Raw genomic sequence first — 16,654 nt, forward strand, 5'->3', positions numbered from 1 at the left:
ATGTTATTCCTCATAAAAAGTTCTATACCATGTCACAAACTTACTGATCCCGTCAGAAAGTTTGGTATCAGGTCTATAGTCAAAGTCTTTCATCAGACCGCTTACATCAGCATAAGTAGAAACCACATCTCCATCCTGCATTGGCAAAAAGTTCTTCTCTGCTTTTTTCCCCAGGGCATTCTCCAGTGTTTCAATGAACTCCATTAAAGCCACAGGAGCATTGTTTCCAATGTTATAGAGGCGATATGGGGCTGATGAACTTTCCGGTGCAGGGTTTTGGGCATTCCAGTCCGGATCGGGAGCGGATGGATGATCTATGACTTGTACAATGCCATTGACAATGTCGTCAATATAGGTAAAGTCACGGCTCATTTTCCCATGGTTGAATACTTTGATAGGTCTGTCATTTAAAATGGCGTCTGTAAAAAGCATAGGTGCCATATCTGGTCTCCCCCATGGTCCATAGACGGTAAAAAAGCGCAGTCCTGTAGTCTGAATACCATAAAGGTGTGCATAGGTGTGTGCCATCATCTCATTTGATTTTTTGGTAGCAGCATAAAGGCTTACAGGATGATCAGTATGGTTAGAGGTCTTAAAGGGCTGTGATCTGTTCAATCCATACACTGATGAGCTTGAAGCGTATGATAAATTCTTAACACCGTTATGGCGACAACCTTCCAGGATATTCATAAAGCCTGCAATGTTACTCTCTATGTAGGCATGGGGTTTTTCCAAAGAGTAGCGGACACCTGCCTGTGCTGCCAGGTGCATCACTGCATCGAACTTTTCTTCTTGAAAAAGTTTTTCCATTCCTTCACGGTCCGAAAGATCAAGTTTAATGAATTTATGCTTTGGGTATTTGGTTGAAACAGTAAAGCTGTTCTCTTCTATATTTTCTCTGGCTATACCAAGTTCATTAAGGCGGCCATATTTTAAATTGACATCATAATAGTCATTGATATTATCAAGCCCTGTCACTTCATCGCCACGTTCCAGCAGCTTTTTGGCTAAATGAAAGCCAATGAAGCCAGCTGTGCCTGTTACTAAGATTTTCACTTTTTTCGTTCCTTAACTGTCACTGTTAAATATATCTCTGGTGTAGACTTTGTTCTCAACGTCTTTTAACTTCCCGGAAAGTCTGTTTGCCACGATGACATCTGATACTTTCTTGAACTCATCCAGGTCTTTGATGACTCTTGAATGGAAGAATTCATCTTCTTCCAATACAGGTTCATATACAACTACCTGTATCCCTTTTGCTTTGATACGTTTCATGATCCCCTGGATAGCAGAAGCTCTGAAGTTGTCTGAACCAGCTTTCATGACAAGACGGTAGATACCGACTGTTCCGCTTGGAGATACTGATTCCTGATCCGTGATTCGTGACTGGAGTTTTTTGATGATCTGGTCTGCTATGAAGTCTTTTCTCGTGCTGTTCGCATCGACAATGGCACGGATGATATTGCTTGGAACATTCTGATAGTTGGCAAGCAGCTGTTTGGTGTCTTTTGGCAGGCAGTAGCCGCCATACCCAAACGAAGGGTTGTTGTAATGTGAACCGATACGCGGGTCCAGTCCAACTCCCTCAATAATCTGGCGGGTATTCAGCCCGTGTGATTCTGCATAGGAGTCAAGCTCATTGAAAAAAGCAACTCTCATGGCAAGATAGGTGTTGGAAAAAAGTTTGATGGCTTCTGCTTCGGTACTGTCGGTAAAGAGCACGGGTATATCTTTCTTAATGGCACCTTCAGCCAATAGCTTTGCAAAAGTCCCGGCACGTTCGGATTTTTCACCTACGATGATTCGTGAGGGATAAAGGTTGTCATGCAGTGCTTTACCCTCTCTGAGGAACTCCGGAGAGAAGATGATGTTCTCTGTGCCAAATTTCTCTTTGATGGATCTTGTATAGCCAACGGGAACGGTTGATTTTATGACTATAACTGCATCAGGGTTGATATTTAGAACATCTTCAATGACGGCTTCAACCGACCGTGTATTGAAATAGTTTGTTTCAGGGTCATAATCCGTTGGGGTGGAGACAATGACAAAATCTGCTGCACAGTAAGCTTCCTCTTTCTCAAGCGTAGCTCTAAAGTTCAACGGCTTTTCACGCAGATATGCCTCAATCTCGGCATCTTCTATGGGAGAGACTTTGTTGTTAAGCATCTCTATCTTTTCAGGGATGATGTCGAGTGCCACTACTTCATTGTGCTGTGCCAGTAAAAGACCATTGGATAGACCAACATAACCGGTTCCTGCTATTGCTATTTTACAGTGTGACATAGATGCCTTTGGGTCTGGAATAGTTTTACATCAATTAAAGAACTTAACTATGCAGATACTATTTTAACATTTATAATATGAAACCTAATTTGTTCTGATGTTTTTTATATTGCATATAGGGTATAATCACAGAATTAATTATAGTTTCAAGGAAAATTTGAACGTGAAACAGCTATTTAAATATTTCTTCCCATATATGAAGGAGTATAAACGAGAATTTATTTTTGCTATATTTGGAATGATAGCAGTGGCAGCCGGTACAACAGGCTCGGCACACTTGCTCAAACCTGTATTGGACGAGGTGTTCATCAACAAAGACAGGGAAATGCTTACCTTGATCCCTTTGGCAATTATCGGGGTATTCCTGCTCAAGTCTGCAGGTAAATATGTGCAAACCTACTATACGATCTATATAGGCAATGATATTATTCGCAAGATACGCAATAAACTTTCGATGCACCTGATGTATCAGGATATGGCTTACCTGAACAAAATGCGCAGCGGAGAGCTTCTAAGCCGTACAACCAATGATATAGCACGTATCCGGAATGTAGTATCCACGCTTATTCCGAGTGTATTGATCAATGCGATGCTGATCGTATCACTGACAGGATATGTGATCTACCAGAATCCAAAATTGGCTTTTTATTTTCTGGTAGTGATGCCATTGGCACTGTTACCATTGCAAATGCTGGCGAAGAAGATGAAAAAGTACTCAAGACGCTCACAGGAGAGTGCGGCAGATCTTACCTCCAGGCTTACAGAGATATTCAACAATATCGAGATCATCAAGTCCAATTCGTCCCAACAATATGAAGCGCGTAAGTTCAGTAATGAGAATATGAATTTCTTCAAGCTTACCATGAAGCAGAGCAAGACCAATGCTCTGGTCAGCCCGGTATTGGAGCTTTTCGGTTCTGTCGCGATCGCAGTTGCGATCTACATCGGGGCAAATGAAGTGATCGATGGAGAGATGACAGTGGGAAGCTTCTTTGCATTTATGACAGCGCTCTTTATGCTCTATGATCCCATAAAAAAGTTCTCAAATATTCATAATAAGATGCAGGATGCCATTGCTGCGACAGAACGGATTGACGAACTTTTCCGGACACAGTCCAAAATTGTTTCTGGCTCTAAAGTATTGGAGCATATAGACTCTATCCGGTTTGAGGATGTTTCGTTGAAATATGATGATAAAACAGCACTTGAACATATCAATATCAATGCAGCCAAAGGGAAAGTGTATGCATTGGTAGGGGACAGCGGGGCAGGCAAGAGCAGTCTGGTAAACCTTCTGGTGCGTTTTTATGATACGACTTCGGGGACGATCTATGTCAACAGTGATGATATCAAAGACTATACCCTGCAATCACTGCATAAAAAGATCGCATTTGTGACCCAGCGTATTTTTATTTTTCAGGATACTATAGCCCAGAATGTTGCCTACGGAGAGGAGATAGTAGAGGAGCGGGTGATAACTGCGCTTAAACGTGCATATGCCTGGGATTTTGTCCAGGCACTGCCCAAGGGTATAGAAACAGTGCTTGATGAGTTTGGGACCAACCTGAGCGGAGGGCAGCGCCAGCGTATTGCTCTGGCACGTGCACTCTATAAAGATCCGGATGTACTTATCCTTGACGAAGCGACCTCGGCACTGGATAATAAAAGTGAACAGGCTATCAAAAAGGCACTTGAAGGACTAAAAAGCGAAATGATCACTTTTATTGTGGCACACCGTCTTACCACTATTGAAGATGCTGATGAAATACTTGTATTCAAAGAGGGGAAAATAGAGAACAGAGGTACCTATGAAAGACTTTTGGAGACCTCTGAGGAGTTTAGAAAATTGGCACAGAAAAACAGTCCCTGATACAGTGTTCTATTGGAATGTTTTTTCATAGAAGTAGTTCGTAGCTTCTACAAACCCTTCTACAGAACCGCAGTCAAAACGTCTTCCTTTAAATTTATAGGCGATCACTTTACCCTGTTTTGCCTGTTCAAGCAGGGCATCGGTGATCTGTATCTCACCGCCTTTCCCCGGCTCGGTATTTCTGAGAATGTCAAAAATATCAGGCGTAAGGATGTACCGTCCGATGATCGCCATATTGGTCGGGGCATCTTTTGGATCGGGTTTTTCTACCATGTTCGTGACCCTGTAGGTATCGTCCGTATTGTCAACCAGTTTGCCTGCAATGACACCGTATTTGTTGGTTTGGTCCATGGGAACCTCTTCAATGGCCACAATGGAGCATTGGTACTTTTCATATACTTCTGTCATTTGCTTCAGTACAGAATCATTTCCGTTATTCTCACAGAGGTCATCTGCCAGGATAACTGCAAAAGGTTCATTGCCGATAAGGGTTTCGCCTGTGAGAATAGCATGGCCGAGACCTTTCATCTGCAGTTGTCTGGTATAGGAGAAAGTACATTGGCTGATCAATGACCTGATCTCATCAAGAAGCGGTTCTTTGGATGTGCCTTTGATCTGGTGTTCCAGCTCATAAGAGATATCAAAATGGTCTTCTATCGCACGTTTTCCCCGTCCGGTAACTACGGCCATAGTATTGATACCCGCCTCTAATGCTTCCTCTACACCGTATTGGATCAATGGTTTGGTAAGAACGGGAAGCATCTCTTTGGGAGTTGCTTTGGTCGCGGGGAGGAAACGTGTACCGTATCCTGCTGCAGGGAAAAGACATTTTGTGATCAAGATAGCTCCTTGGTGGAGCGGTCGTTGTTAACTTGTATATTGCTTATTGTCATACTGTGCTCCGTTGTGATTGGAAGTATTATAACAAAAAAGTAATTAGTGACAGTGATAATAAAAGTAAAAGTTAAGTTTTAAAGAGGGGGTATGGAATATACATTATAGTTTGAAGCAGTTGGCCGGATGTATGTTTTACTTTGCTACAATGCGTTCATGAATGAAACAGTATTTTACAAATATCTATGTCTGCTGCCTAATGGCGCCAATGATGTAACGTACAAAAACAGACGTTATCTGCTTCGTAAAGAGGCGCTGCTTGATGGGAGACTCATCAAGATCTATGCAGAAGAGCTTGGCGGAAACGATATGGTCAGCGGGAACTACTATGTAACAGTTAAAGGGGGTATGCTCAAGCCTTGTGAAATGAGTGATGCAAAAGTGATAGACTTTGTACTTAATGCTGTACCTGTTTAATGCGTTCGGCAACAAGGTCGCCAAACATGATAAGATCTTTCAGTACAGCTTTTTGTGTAATACCATCCTTGTCTACCGCCAGCATCAGCTCTCCTCTGTTGCTGGAAAAGATTTTTTGATGAATGATCGCTGTAAGGTACCAGTACGGTCCTTCTCCTAATGCTTCTTTGTAATATTTTAATGCTTTTTTGTCCGGCAGGACTATTTCAACCAAACCCTTTTGCCGTTCTGCACCGACAGCATGAAAACGGTAATGACCCGGTTTGTTTTTATGGGCGATCAGGCGACCGATGTTGAAATAGAGAGTCAGAAGATCATCAGTAGCAAAAAAATCCAGTACTTCTTCTCCTTTTTTGGTTACTTTTCCCTCCTTCTTGCTGTAAAAGCTCTTATAGACTTTTTTCTTTCTATGGTCGATACGGTAATGTTTATAGTGGTATTTACTCCCGTAACTTTTTATAACTTCATAACTTTCAGCCATGAAACGCCCGTTTCTGATATATCCTGTACTGACATGTTTTTCATGTCTGTTGCGTGAGAGTGTTTTTGCAAATCCCGTTGCATAGGCTTCTATATCTATACGATAGTGTTGTTTTCGGGTAGTGAGTTTGGCATGGGCGATACCGAGTTTTCCCAAAAATCCAAAACGCACTGCATAGGTCACCTCCAGTGTTTTTGCCTCGGCGGTTTGTAGAGAGAGTATCAGCAGAAAGATTATGCATAAAAATAGTTGTTTCATCGTACCAGGTTCCTTATTGGGTTATATTTTACTATAATATCGCAAAGAAAACGTGAAGGAACTTTTATGGATGCCAATACAAGTGTGGAGCAGAATATGACACAGGTACTCAATGTCATTGATGACCTTGATATGGGGTTGGCTCAGGAGATACAGGATTTGCTGACACCTCTGTATATTTCAAAATACGGTCAGTTTTTTCAGCAGACGGTTTTTGGGATTCCCTTTGCCAATTTGGTTTTGGCAGTATTTGTCTTTCTTTTTGTTTTGCTTTTGCGCAAGTTCTTTACGTATATTGTGTTGTCATTTTTACAAAGAGTTGCCAAACGTTCAGATACATTTTATGATGACCGTATTATCTCTGCACTGAAAGATCCTTTGCGCTTTGGCTTTATTGTGATAGGGCTGCATTTTTTCTTCCTTCTTGTTTTTATGGAAACGGACTTTGTAAAGAATGTACTTAATACACTGCTTATCTATACACTGTTTTGGGCAATTCTTTCTGTAACCGAGGCGTTGAGAGAGCTCCTTTATGGCTTAACTTCAAAATTCAACCCTGACCTCTCAAAAGAGATGGGCAACTTTATTCTGACAATTTTGAAGATCTTCATCGGGGGTATAGGGTTGGCGGCCATTCTTCAGGTATGGGGTATTAATGTGACTGCACTTATTGCCTCTTTAGGACTGGGTGGTCTTGCTTTTGCATTGGCAGCCAAAGATACTGCATCCAATCTTTTTGGTTCATTCGCTTTGCTTGCAGACAAGTCTATTCGTATCGGAGAGTGGGTGAAAGTAGGCGGTGTGGAAGGGGTGGTTGAAGATGTCGGGATGCGTACGACCAAGATCCGCTCTTTCCAAAAGACACTTATTACTGTACCCAATCAACTGGTTGCCAATCAACCCATCGAAAATTTTTCGCGCCGCGGCATACGCCGTATCAAAATGCATATTGGACTCACTTACGGCACAAGTTCCGAGCAGATCGTAAACATCAAGAATGATATTGAAACGATGCTGCGTGAACATGAGGGTATCTCACAGAAAGATTCTCTTATGGTCTATTTTGACTCTTTTGGAGACTCCTCACTCAATATTTTCATCTATACTTTTACTGCTACTGCGAACTGGGAAAAATACCTTGAAACCAGAGAGGATATCCATATCAGGATCATGAAGATAGTTGAAAAGAACGGTTCAGGTTTTGCATTCCCTTCCCAAAGTATTTATGTTGAATCACTTCCGAATCCATAGGCTGTTGTGCCTCCTGCCTTTTTTCGGTATACAGTCCGATGAGTCTCTGTGCACCTGCTTAAAATAATATGCTATAATACGCACAATACTATTTACCTTCGTTCCATTTCTCCAGAGATGGAATGCATACAGAAAGATTTTAATCCATGCAAGAACAAAACCTAAAAAAAGTAGCTATTCTGGGACGTCCCAATGTTGGGAAAAGTTCACTTTTCAACAGATTGGCAAGACAAAGAGATGCCATTACTTCCGATGTGTCCGGTACTACCAGAGATATCAAAAAGCGTATTGTGACTATTTCAGGCAATCGTGATTTCGAAGTGATTGATACAGGGGGTATAGACTACTCCTCGGAACTCTTTTCCAAAGTAGCTGAGTTTTCTATGAAAGCGGCTAAAATGGCAGATGTGATCATCTATATGGTAGATGGAAAAAGTATTCCTGATGAAGAGGACAGAGAACTCTTTTATCAGCTTCAACAGTTGAATAAACCTCTGGCACTGGTTGTCAACAAGATTGACAATGACAAAGAAGAAGAACGCTACTGGGAGTTTCTGGAGTTTGGTGCCGATATTACCTTCCCGATGTCTGTCAGCCACAACCGGTACTTCAATGACTTTTACAAGTGGCTGGAAAGCTATATCCCTGAAAGAGAAGAGAAACCGGAGTTGGCACTTGAAGCAGCTGAAGAGGATGATCCGTTCGGTGAGTTTGTTACCGATATTAACAGTACGGTAGAGGAAGATGACAAAGAGATCAGTATTGCCATCATCGGACGGGTAAATACAGGAAAGAGTTCTCTTCTCAATGCACTGCTTGGAGAGGAGCGTTCAGTTGTTTCTGATGTTGCGGGAACCACCATCGACCCTATTGATGAGAGCATTGAATACAACGACTACAAGGTAACATTTGTTGACACTGCCGGTATTCGAAGACGTGGAAAGATCGTAGGGATAGAGAAGTATGCACTGGGACGTACCGAAGCAATGCTTGAAAAAGCTGATATCGCTCTGCTGATGATCGACGCTACTGTCGGTGTGACTGAACTGGATGAGCGTATTGCCGGACTCATCGAGAAATTCAGACTTGGTGCGCTCATTGTCATAAATAAATGGGATATCCGCGGAGAGAAGACATATGAGGAGGCGGTTGATGATATCCGTGACGAGCTTAAGTTCCTGCATTACGCACCGCTGATCACAATCTCCGCAAAAACCGGAATGCGTGTCCATAAAATACTTGACCAGATCGTAGCGATCTATGAGCGTTATAAACAGCGTATTCCGACCTCAAAACTCAATGATATTCTCAGAGAAGCAATGACCCGTCACCATGTCCCGTCACATAACGGTGCGGTGGTCAAGATAAAGTTCGCTACCCAGTATGAGACCAAACCGCCGAAGATAGCCCTCATTACAAACCGTCCGGATGGCTTGCACTTCTCCTACAAACGTTATCTTGCCAATTATATCCGAAGCAAATTTGATTTTGAAGGTGTACCACTGGATATTGTAGCCCGTAAACGCGGAGAACGGTTTGAGGAGGAGTAGAGTGTTGTTTCCTGACACGATACTCTATCTTGACATAGTGCCAGGATTTGGTATGGTGAGGGAGTATTGCACCCTATACCAAAACCCGGTTTTAAAGTTCTTGGAAGAGGAAGCTTCAGTCCCGAATATGTAAAGTCTGTTTCAACTGTATGTTGAGAGTGAAGCCCCCGATTCTATTTAAAAATAGAAGCCTTTCAAAGAAAAGCTTATAAAATTATTCATTATTCATTACTAATTACTAAATCTCTTGCTATAATTTCTCCAAATTACAGCAGGAGAGATTATGCGTGTACTCACAGGAATTCAGGCTTCAGGAAAACTTCATATCGGAAATTACTTTGGTGCCATGAAACCGATGATCGAATTGCAGGAAGAGCATGAACTTTTTACCTTCATTGCCAATTATCATTCATTGACCAGTTCCAAAGATGCTGAAATGCTCAGGCAGTATACACTGGATGCAGCAGTGGACTATCTTGCAATAGGTATTGATCCGAAAAAAACAACATTTTGGGTACAGAGTCAAGTACCACAGGTACTTGAACTCTACTGGATTCTTTCCAAGTTTACACCGATGGGACTGCTTGAACGAGCACACAGTTATAAAGACAAGGTGGCAAAGGGGATCCCTGCGTCACATGCACTCTTCAGTTATCCTGTACTGATGGCAGCGGATATTCTGCTTTTTGATACCCAAAAAGTGCCGGTAGGGAAAGATCAGATCCAGCATGTGGAGATGACTCGTGACATTGCCATCAAGTTCAATAATGAGTATGGAGAGCTTTTTGTGCTTCCTGAACATATGGTACAGGATGAGGTTGCGACCATTCCCGGTATTGATGGTCAAAAGATGAGTAAAAGCTATGGTAATGCCATTGAGATCTTTATGGATGAAAAGCCTCTGCAGAAACGATGCAATAAGATCGTCTCTTCTTCTACACCGTTGGGGGAGCCACTTGAGTGGGAAGGGTGTCACATTTACAATCTTGCAGCACTATTTTTGGATGAAGAAGCAAAAAAAGAACTTCAGGCACGTTACAAAAGTGGTAAAGAGGGATATGGCCACTTTAAAAAATACTTAAAAGAGCTGATCTGGGAAGAGCTGGCAGAAGCCAGAGAGAGACGTGAGTATTATCTAAATCATATGGATGAGGTACACGATATTTTGGCTATGGGGGCAAAGAAGGCCGGTGATATCGCCACAGAAAAAATGGAAAAGGTCAGAGAGGCAATAGGCCTTCTCTGATCTTTCTGTTACTCTCCAAGAATACTATCGAGCTCCGCTCCGATAGCGTCATTATTTTCTGTTTTTTCAGGTTCTACATCTTCAAGTTTTTCAGTTTTGACTCTATTATTTTCATTATCATTGTAACTCTCCAGACTTTCTAGGTAACTCTTTTTTTCATCTGTGTTCAGAGCATTATCCAATTCATCTTCAGCCAGTTCAGAAGTCACTTTTACGGTGTTTTTATGTGTCTCTTTCGTTGGATCGACTTTGACATCTACATCAGTGTAAGATTCAAGACTTTGGAGATAGCTTTTTGTCTGTTCCTCTTTTTTTGCAGTCTGTGCCTCAACAGGTATAGCAAACTCCATATATTTTTCTGCTTTGTCTTCGATCATATTGTATTTAATAACCAGTGCGACTACAAGAAGAAAGAGTACTACCACCATCGTTACAGCCAAATTTTCTATCAGTTTTTTCATTCTTTAATCCTTTTAATTTGATACTGTTGTAAATCCAAGGATCTTCCACATCTGGAAACCTCCTCGGTAATATAGGATTTTCTCTGCAGGATACCCAAGTTTGAGAAACTCCTTAATGAACTTTGAAGATTTGGCGCACCAAAGACCATGACAGTAAAATGCAACCGTTCTTGCATTGGTTGTGTCAAGTGTGCCGTCTGCCAAACGCTTTGCTCCCAATACTTTTAGTATCTTTTCCATTTTTTCATGGTTGTTTTTTGTAGCAAACGGAATATTGACAGCTCCGGGGATAGATTCTTTTTGATAGTACTTTTTTGTGCGAAGGTCAACTAGAAGTCCCTTTTTTCTATTGACCTTCTCTTTGAGAAAATGCAACAGTTCCACTTCACCAATGGTTTGGATATCCTTCTGCATTTTGATCGGCTGGATATCCTGTCCGGGACGATAGGTTTTGGCATATTCTCCTGTCAGTTTGTTCTTTGTATCCTGAATACGATGGATTTTTACTGCTTTCCCTTTGTGGTAGACATAGATATATGCGATTTCAGGTGTGATCTTTACTTTGTCATATTTTCCTGCACAGAGTACTATAGCCCCTGCCGTTAACATTAGTAAAAGTTTCATTATTTATCCTCCTCAGGTACGATCGTCGTTAATCCGAGGAGTTGCCATGCCTGCATTCCGCCTCTGTAGTATTTCATCTTTTCCTGCGGGTATCCTATCTCCATCAAGGCATGGATCGCTGTTGGAGACTGCCCGCACCAGGCACCGTTACAGTAAAAAAGTAGTGTTTTTGCATGGCTGAAATCAAGATTGCCGTTTTTGTCATATGCAACACCCAAAGATTTTAAAATACTTTCACGTTCGGGGGTATCACTTAAAAAGATTTTGAAGGGAATATTCTGTGCTGTAGGGATCGCTGATTTTTTATACCAGTTTGGCAGCCGTGCATCAATGAAGAGCCCTTTTTTATGTTTGATAAAGTCGAGCAGCTCAAGCTCTCCGTAAGTCTCTACTTCAGGTGCAGCCTGGAACGGTTCGATGAAAAACGGAGGTGAAGGACGTGACGTAAGTGCAAAGGTATTGGTAAGATAACTATCAGGTTTTTGTTCGCGTTCTATTCTGTAGGTTTTCCCGTTGGACTCTACCTCGATGTAGGGTACTCCTTTGACTATTTCAACACTGTTCGCATAAAGTAAACAGCTTGCAGCAGCCAGGGTACTGAATATTTTAAAGTTCATTTATTTATCTCCTTTGTTGATATTGAAATAAAAAGCCCAAGATAAACGTTAGGATATGTCCGGTTCATTACATACATAGCCTTTATGTCTAACCTGTAAATCTGTGATCTATGCAGACCAGGGAAAGATGTTGATATTCTCTCTATTCCATTCATTTAAAGTAAGGCTTTTTTATAATACAGTATAACTGTATAGGACAATTCTAGTCCGATTTTCCTTAGGTCGATATTAGTTTTAGTGTTTTTAAATAATAAAAAATTTTTACGTTTATTTAAAAATATAATTAATATTATTTCTTCTTAAAGAGAAGGTAAAAACGTTAAATATAAGAGTTAAAGTGTAATATTTTCAATAGGAAAGGTATATCCAAGAAGATATTGAACAGACTTCATGTCAATATCTCCTGTGGTATAAAGCTTGAGGATAAGATGTCCATTATTGCTATAACCGTTTTGCAGTCCAAGGGAGAGAAGACGTTTTGCAATGGCATCTCCAGTATGGATAAGTGTCAGTCTGCGCTCCATGATCTTCTCTATGAGATTACTGACAAGCGGATAGTGCGTACAGCCAAGTACAATTGTATCGACATCTGTATCACGCATAGGGTGAAGCCAGTTTTCCAACATCTTCTCGGTCTCATGATGATCGCTCTTTCCTTTTTCGATCTGCTCTACCAAGCCGGGACATGCCTGTTCAAAGAGTGTGACATCCTTCTTTTTGGCATGTCTGTTGACAAGCTGCTGGTACTTTTCACTTTTAAGTGTAGCAGGTGTTGCCAAAACTCCAACATTTCCCGTTCGTGTCTGTTTGATTGCCGGTTTGATCCCCGGCTCTGTTCCTACGATGATCAGACTAGGATAAGTCTCTCTAAGGACAGTTATTGCGGCGGATGTTGCAGTATTACAGGCAATCACCAGTGCATCGATCTGATGGTTTTCAATAAAGTAGTCTGTAATGTCAAGAGAGTATTGAAGGATCTCTTCTGTAGTTTTCTCTCCGTAAGGTGCGTGTTTGGTATCAGCAATGTAGAAAAGTTCGGTACCTTTGAGAAGATTGAGAATAGACTTGACAACTGTAAGCCCGCCAAGACCGGAGTCGAAAACGCCGACTCTCATGGGGTAGCCCCATGTGCGAAAGAGAAATGAAGAATGAAGAAGGAACTATTCTGGTATGCATTGTGGTGCAATGCTTCTTTTTTTAAAAAAAAGCTTTTCGTATGAAAAGCATAGTTATGTGCCTCATTCCTCATACCTCATTCCTCATTTGATCAAAGCTTTTGCTTTGATCAGGCACCTTCATTCATCATTGACAAGAATTCCGTATTACTTTTGGTCTTCATCATTTTGGAGTAGAGGAATTTCAGACCCTCTACCTCTTCCATGTTCTGCATGGCATTTCTGAGTGCCCAGACTTTTTGAAGTGTTTCCGGATCGACCATGAGCTCTTCTTTACGCGTACCGGATTTCGTCACATCTATGGCCGGGTATATACGGCGTTCAGCTACATGACGGCTGAGTACCACTTCGGAGTTACCGGTACCCTTGAACTCTTCAAAGATCACCTCGTCCATACGGCTTCCCGTCTCTATGAGTGCTGTTGCAATGATGGTAAGGGAACCTCCCTCTTCAATATTTCTGGCTGCACCAAAGAAGCGTTTTGGTTTATGCAATGCATTGGCATCGACCCCACCGGAAAGTACTTTACCTGAACTTGGTGTTACTGTGTTGTATGCACGTGCAAGTCTGGTAATGGAATCAAGTAAAATAATAACATCTTTGCCCATCTCCACACGCCTTTTTGCCTTTTCAATAACCATTTCCGCTGTACGCACATGGTTTTGTGCGGGAAGGTCGAATGTCGAAGCGTAAACCTCACCTTTGACCGAACGCTGCATATCGGTGACCTCTTCCGGTCTTTCATCGACAAGCAGTACCATCAAAGAAGCATCAGGGTTGTTGTGGGTTACTCCGTGTGCAAGTTCTTTGAGAAGCTCTGTCTTACCCGTTCTTGGCGGCGCAACGATAAGTGCACGTTGTCCTTTTCCAATAGGAGTGAAAAGGTCGAGTACACGTCCGGTCATTTTCATCGGATGGTACTCCATTCTAAGCTGTTCGGAAGCATACAGCGGTGTAAGGTTGTCAAAGAGCGGACGCTGCTTGGATTTTTCAGGAGGAAGATAGTTGATCGCTTCGATCTTTAAAAGAGCATAATATTTTTCCTGATCTTTTGGAGGACGTACCTGTCCGGTAACGATATCTCCGTTTCTCAAGGCAAAACGTTTTACCTGCGTTCCGCTGACGTAGGTATCATTGCTGGAGTTGGCAAAATTCCCGTCGATAGAACGAAGAAATCCGTAACCGTCATTCATGATTTCCAGAATACCTGTATAGAGGATGAACCCGCCTTGGCTGACTTGAGACTTCAGAATTTCAAAAATGAGGTCTTTTCGCTGGAATTCGTTAGGGTTCTCTACACCGACATCTTTAGCGATAGTAACAAGTTCATCAAGGGGTTTTTGTTGGAGATCTTCTATTTTGTACCCTTGGACCGGTACATGTGTTCTGTTTTTTTTACTGGCATGGCCATTGGATTTTTTGCTGTCGCTCATAATTCCTCTTGCTTTACTGTGATTATTAATAATGGAGATATAGTAGTATTTTAACTGCTATGTAGTGGCACTATTATATTCATTTTTTGCTGAAATGTCAAACCTGGAGAAGAGCCTTTCATTGGGATATTGCCTATTGTTAGAGCTTTTAATGCAATTGGGACTATAATTGACAAAACCTTTTGAAGGAAAGATCTTATGTCTGTTGAAGCCCACATTAAAAAAGTCCTCCATACTATAGAGAGTCAAAGTCCAGGTCAGAAAGAGTTCTACCAGGCAGCTCATGAAGTCCTTTACTCTCTGATGCCACTGCTGAAAGAAGATGAACGTTATGACTATTTCAATATTCTTGAGCGTATCACGGTACCTGAACGGACAATTATTTTCAAGGTAAACTGGGTAGACGATCATGGACGTATCAAGACCAACTTCGGCTACAGAGTACAGTTTAATTCGGCTATAGGCCCCTATAAGGGGGGATTGCGGTTTCACCCTACCGTCAACCTGGGGATCGTTAAATTTCTTGGTTTTGAGCAGGTCTTTAAAAATGCACTGACCGGCCTGCAGATAGGGGGTGCCAAAGGAGGAAGCAACTTTGACCCCAAAGGTAAAAGCGACAATGAGATTATGCGTTTCTGTCAGGCTTTTATGACAGAGCTCTATCCGTATATCGGTGAAACACAAGATATTCCCGCAGGAGATATCGGTGTAGGTCCACGAGAGATCGGTTATCTCTTTGGTCAATACAAAAAGATCACCCGGCAGTTTGAAGGTGTTCTGACCGGAAAGGATATTAAGTGGGGTGGTTCCAATGCAAGGAAAGAAGCGACAGGTTACGGTTCGGTCTATTTTGCAGAAAACATACTTAATAAATATGGCGAATCCCTTGAGGGTAAGCGTTGTTGTGTGTCGGGTTCAGGAAATGTGGCTATTTATACTATAGAGAAACTGTATGAAATGGGAGCGACTCCGGTATCATGCAGTGACAGTAAAGGAACGATCTACCATGAGAACGGAATTGATCTTAATTCACTCAAAGCGATCAAAGAGATCAATTATCAGTCACTTGAAGTTTATGCACAAGTACATCCAGATGCTGTCTATACCCCTGTAAGTCACTATCCTGACGGAAGGCACATGGTCTGGGACATACCATGCGATATCGCCTTTCCAAGTGCTACACAAAACGAACTTAATCTTGAAGATGCCAAAAAACTGGTAGATCACGGCTGTATGCTTGTCAATGAGGGTGCCAATATGCCAACCACTCCCAAAGCAATGGAATACCTGAAGGAGAAAGGCGTATGGTTCGGACCAGGTAAAGCTGCCAATGCCGGGGGTGTTACCACGAGCCAACTTGAAATGAGTCAGAATGCCAGTATGGCTAAATGGTCTTTTGAGGAAGTTGACATCAAGTTACGTCAGATTATGCGTAACATCTTTGATACTGCCTATGAAACTTCTGTAGAGTTTGACTGTGAAGGAGATCTGGTTTCAGGTGCAAATATCTCTGGTTTTAGAAAAGTGGCAGATTCAATGATCGACCAGGGGTCGGTATAAATAAAATATTGAATGTCAGGTGAAAGGTACGGCAGGTTTGACCGTATCGGATACAAATCCTACAATAGTGCATAATAGAGTAAAGGCGGATAGAGTACTACTCCCGTTAAAAAGAACCATGAGGGAACCTTCCATTTCAACATGGCAGCAAGATCGGAAGGAATATTCTGTTTGATGAAGAGTGTTTTGATCAGTTCTATTTTATAGAAAAGGTCGAATACTTTCATGGCAATGATGATGATCATATAGGCATTGAGTATATCGGTAGCAATGACGACAAAAAGTACGAAGTAGAACCCCGGATGTACCAGGAAGAAGAGAAAAATACTTTTTCGGTACCATACGTAAAGACGTTCTATGACTCCATACAGCGTATCGGCACGCTGTATCATCACTTCAAAAAGCTCCAAAAATACAAGTATTAAAGTAAGAGAGAGTGCATTTTCCATGCAGGATTTTACCCATATTTAGATAAAATCCAATGTCTGTTATCGAATAGAATAGAAAATACTATACCAAATAACCAAGGAAAAA

At 41.7% G+C, this 16,654-nt stretch carries 16 protein-coding genes; 6 read left to right on the forward strand and 10 right to left on the reverse strand.

Annotated elements, in window-relative coordinates; genetic code table 11:
• Positions 1-3 precede the first annotated feature (3 nt).
• Positions 4-1,056 carry an NAD-dependent epimerase gene (locus tag IMZ28_RS02390; protein ID WP_197549078.1) on the reverse strand — a complete coding sequence of 351 codons (1,053 nt, stop codon included), beginning with the start codon at positions 1,054-1,056 and terminating at the stop codon, positions 4-6.
• Positions 1,057-1,068: 12 nt separating this feature from the next.
• The gene (locus tag IMZ28_RS02395; RefSeq protein WP_197549080.1) at positions 1,069-2,283 is read right to left on the reverse strand and encodes a nucleotide sugar dehydrogenase; all 1,215 of its coding nucleotides are present in this window, start codon (positions 2,281-2,283) and stop codon (positions 1,069-1,071) included.
• Between the two features lie 196 nt (positions 2,284-2,479).
• On the opposite strand from IMZ28_RS02395, the gene IMZ28_RS02400 reads away from it, so the two are divergent.
• A complete protein-coding gene (locus IMZ28_RS02400) occupies positions 2,480-4,153 on the forward strand; it encodes an ABC transporter ATP-binding protein (protein WP_232087531.1) in 1,674 nt (557 codons plus the stop codon).
• Between the two features lie 9 nt (positions 4,154-4,162).
• On the opposite strand, the gene galU is transcribed toward IMZ28_RS02400, so the two are convergent.
• Complete coding sequence (gene galU, locus IMZ28_RS02405; RefSeq protein ID WP_197549084.1) at positions 4,163-4,993, reverse strand: UTP--glucose-1-phosphate uridylyltransferase GalU; 831 nt, start codon at positions 4,991-4,993, stop codon at positions 4,163-4,165.
• Between the two features lie 210 nt (positions 4,994-5,203).
• Between galU and IMZ28_RS02410 the strand changes: the two genes are divergently transcribed.
• Complete coding sequence (locus tag IMZ28_RS02410; RefSeq protein WP_197549086.1) at positions 5,204-5,464, forward strand: hypothetical protein; 261 nt, start codon at positions 5,204-5,206, stop codon at positions 5,462-5,464.
• On the opposite strand, the gene IMZ28_RS02415 is transcribed toward IMZ28_RS02410, so the two are convergent.
• Positions 5,445-6,203, reverse strand: a complete 759-nt coding sequence (locus tag IMZ28_RS02415) for a DUF3108 domain-containing protein (RefSeq protein WP_197549088.1) — start codon at positions 6,201-6,203, stop codon at positions 5,445-5,447. The genes IMZ28_RS02410 and IMZ28_RS02415 overlap by 20 nt on opposite strands.
• Before the next feature lie 66 nt (positions 6,204-6,269).
• On the opposite strand from IMZ28_RS02415, the gene IMZ28_RS02420 reads away from it, so the two are divergent.
• The 3 genes from IMZ28_RS02420 (at position 6,270) to trpS (ending at position 10,250) form a co-directional block, all read left to right on the forward strand.
• Positions 6,270-7,454, forward strand: a complete 1,185-nt coding sequence (locus tag IMZ28_RS02420) for a mechanosensitive ion channel family protein (RefSeq protein ID WP_197549090.1) — start codon at positions 6,270-6,272, stop codon at positions 7,452-7,454.
• Positions 7,455-7,600: 146 nt separating this feature from the next.
• Entirely contained in the window at positions 7,601-9,004 is a 1,404-nt protein-coding gene (der, locus tag IMZ28_RS02425; protein ID WP_197549092.1) for a ribosome biogenesis GTPase Der, read from the forward strand.
• Positions 9,005-9,287: 283 nt separating this feature from the next.
• Positions 9,288-10,250: a tryptophan--tRNA ligase gene (gene trpS / locus IMZ28_RS02430; RefSeq protein WP_197549094.1), complete on the forward strand. Its 963-nt coding sequence runs from the start codon at positions 9,288-9,290 to the stop codon at positions 10,248-10,250.
• An 8-nt stretch (positions 10,251-10,258) separates the two neighbouring features.
• Here the strand turns inward: trpS and IMZ28_RS02435 are convergent, their stop codons facing one another.
• The 5 genes from IMZ28_RS02435 to rho all read right to left on the reverse strand — a co-directional run bounded on the left by IMZ28_RS02435 (position 10,259) and on the right by rho (position 14,560).
• Positions 10,259-10,711, reverse strand: coding sequence for a hypothetical protein (locus tag IMZ28_RS02435; RefSeq protein ID WP_197549095.1), 453 nt, complete (start codon positions 10,709-10,711; stop codon positions 10,259-10,261).
• Between the two features lie 12 nt (positions 10,712-10,723).
• Positions 10,724-11,335, reverse strand: a complete 612-nt coding sequence (locus tag IMZ28_RS02440; RefSeq protein WP_197549096.1) for a rhodanese-like domain-containing protein — start codon at positions 11,333-11,335, stop codon at positions 10,724-10,726.
• Positions 11,335-11,952, reverse strand: coding sequence for a rhodanese-like domain-containing protein (locus IMZ28_RS02445; RefSeq protein ID WP_197549097.1), 618 nt, complete (start codon positions 11,950-11,952; stop codon positions 11,335-11,337). Before IMZ28_RS02445 ends, IMZ28_RS02440 begins: the two co-directional genes overlap by 1 nt.
• 332 nt (positions 11,953-12,284) lie before the next feature.
• Positions 12,285-13,067, reverse strand: coding sequence for a glutamate racemase (gene murI, locus IMZ28_RS02450; protein WP_197549098.1), 783 nt, complete (start codon positions 13,065-13,067; stop codon positions 12,285-12,287).
• Positions 13,068-13,237: 170 nt separating this feature from the next.
• Complete coding sequence (gene rho, locus IMZ28_RS02455) at positions 13,238-14,560, reverse strand: transcription termination factor Rho (protein WP_197549099.1); 1,323 nt, start codon at positions 14,558-14,560, stop codon at positions 13,238-13,240.
• A gap of 198 nt (positions 14,561-14,758) precedes the next feature.
• Between rho and gdhA the strand changes: the two genes are divergently transcribed.
• Complete coding sequence (gdhA, locus tag IMZ28_RS02460; protein WP_197549100.1) at positions 14,759-16,120, forward strand: NADP-specific glutamate dehydrogenase; 1,362 nt, start codon at positions 14,759-14,761, stop codon at positions 16,118-16,120.
• A gap of 59 nt (positions 16,121-16,179) precedes the next feature.
• Here the strand turns inward: gdhA and IMZ28_RS02465 are convergent, their stop codons facing one another.
• Entirely contained in the window at positions 16,180-16,569 is a 390-nt protein-coding gene (locus IMZ28_RS02465) for a hypothetical protein (protein WP_197549102.1), read from the reverse strand.
• Between the last annotated feature and the right edge of the window lie 85 nt (positions 16,570-16,654).

The organism is Sulfurovum indicum (assembly GCF_014931715.1).
Classification (GTDB): Bacteria; Campylobacterota; Campylobacteria; order Campylobacterales; family Sulfurovaceae; genus Sulfurovum; species Sulfurovum indicum.